Source organism: Okeania sp. (genome assembly GCF_983059655.1).
Window position 1 is genome coordinate 1 of the sequence record NZ_CEZPJD010001050.1, and the last position, 2252, is coordinate 2252.

At 32.9% G+C, this 2252-nt stretch carries 2 protein-coding genes; both read left to right on the plus strand.

The window, feature by feature from the left end; all coding sequences use genetic code 11:
- Positions 1–148 precede the first annotated feature (148 nt).
- The gene (locus tag AC3DU7_RS31645) at positions 149–319 is read left to right on the plus strand and encodes a hypothetical protein (RefSeq protein WP_488043193.1); all 171 of its coding nucleotides are present in this window, start codon (positions 149–151) and stop codon (positions 317–319) included.
- Between the two features lie 714 nt (positions 320–1033).
- Complete coding sequence (locus AC3DU7_RS31650) at positions 1034–1819, plus strand: hypothetical protein (protein ID WP_488043194.1); 786 nt, start codon at positions 1034–1036, stop codon at positions 1817–1819.
- Positions 1820–2252: the final 433 nt, after the last annotated feature.

The window sequence follows — 2252 nt, forward strand, 5'->3', positions numbered from 1 at the left end:
TAATAATTGCTATATTCTACACTTTTAAGGAACATCTCAATTCTCACAACTCATTTCTGATTGCTATAGAAGAATCTTATGCATCTTGATTAAGATGTTTAGGTAGGGACAATTTACCAAAATATGGAGATAAAAAACGATATTGAGTGTGAAAAGAGTAACAAGAGGGTTATATAAAACTAGGGAAAATAAATTATCAAATACAGATGTAAATGGGTCATTGAATATAATTAAAAAAGTAATTCCTGATGTCTTTGACCAAGGAATAAAGGGTTTGCCACTTAACCATGTAGTGGTCGATCAACTTGCGTTCAACTAAGTTTTCAGGTTTTTGAGTAAGTTTAGTTGAGCCATACTAAATTACTATATCTATGATAAATAAGACTTACAAAGCTTTTAACTATAACATAGCTTGTGGTATAAATCAGAAGCTTGTGGCACAAATCAGATATAATTTCTAAACCCCTTGAGTTTTTGATAGATTCTTGCTATATTAAAAATTTTGACTTTTGATTTATGAGTTCCGTGAAGTGCTAAAGAAATAAGAAGGGAAAGGACAAGAACAGTAAAGTGAGGTATGTATTGAAGAAGGCAGCAGTTGAAAGGCAGCTTTGCTAAAAAAAGACCGGTGATTTTCTGCCAATATTTTTTCCTCCTAACCTCTTGCCATGCTACTATTTGCTATTATTTGGTAAAAATATTTTTCAGATTATTTCCTAGAAGAAAACTTGGCAGCCCAAAACAAATGTCTTTTGATAAAGGTAGCATCAAAATACTAGTCGTCCTAGGATATTGTTTCAAAGTCCATATACTTCTATATTAATTTTTCTAGAAAGTAGTGCAGTATGCCCAAAAGATCCTACTCTTAACAGAAGGTTAAATATTTGAAACATTTTGACTTAACGTAAAACAGTAGTGATGTTTTTGATTTTTATTGCATATGCTTAGTTATGATATTAATCGGCATTAGGGAATAAATACTCTATATGATTTGTCAAATAGTCCTGGTTTAACCATAAAGTGAAATTAAATAATGAATCAGACTGCAGCGTTTATAGGAGGATGTATTCTGACGGGGATATTGATTGTCCTCTTGCTCATGGGTTGGATTGTATTTGGCAAGTGGTCTCCTGATTATCGGACGGAAGCGCCAAAACCATCCCCTTCTCCCTCAATCACATTTTCCCCTTCTCCAAAAGTGTATCCTTCTCCTTTAGTAACCGTTTCTCCTCAGCCACTACCATTACCACCACCACCAATTTCAGTCCCTTTAGTTCCTGACTTTAAGGACTATAAGTTGGAACAACAAATTAAAAATCAATCAGAACAACAACGTTCAGCTTATGACCAACTAAAAACTCAACTACAGCAGCAATTACTCGATTTGCGACAGTTGAAAACTCAGTTGGAACAACAATGGGCAGATACACAGCAACTCAGACTACAACAAGATCAACTGAGAATGCAAAATGACCGACTGTTGATTCAAGTCCAGGAACAAGAACGTTTGATTTCTAGCTTGAGTCTACAGCAGGGAATGGATAATTATAGCAGAAGATCTTCAGCTGGTTCTGCGAATTATTTAGAAAAAGGTATACTGTGGTTTGTTGGAGGAATGGTCTTAGCTATTTTACTTCTTGGTGGTGGCATTATTTTAATTGGAATGATTATTTTATTAGCTCAACCCCAACGTCGATCTTCTTACAATGGTAAGGGTGTTACTCATGATATTAATGTTCCTTGGCAATATACTATTTATGAGGAGGAGCAAACCAAATTTTTACCTCCTTATATTGACAGGAAAAGAAAGCAAAAATAATCAAATAAATTTCAATAAATAAGAAAAAATAAGAAGGTAAAAAATGATAAAAATAGGCTAACAATATAATTGATTATTCTCCTTAAAGGCATAAATTTCCAATTTATTTTTTTTAGTATTATTTTTGGTAATTGCTATGAATAGATCGTAAAGATAGAAAAATACTCTAACTTCTTTTTTAGCTAAAGTAGCAAATTTTTCTTTTCACTATTGGTAGTGTCTAGTGTGCTGGTTTAACGTTTTTTATAAAATTATCTAGATCGCTAGATGGGTATTAAGGAATTTCGCATCTATTCATAGCAATCTAAGAATTTAAAAGTGGGAAGAATACTTTTTTTGTCTTATGGGACTTACACAACTTTTAAGCCCAAATATAGCCTAAGCCTACTCTATAAGAGTGAAATACGTTCATGTTTTCAGTCAACTAAACGAA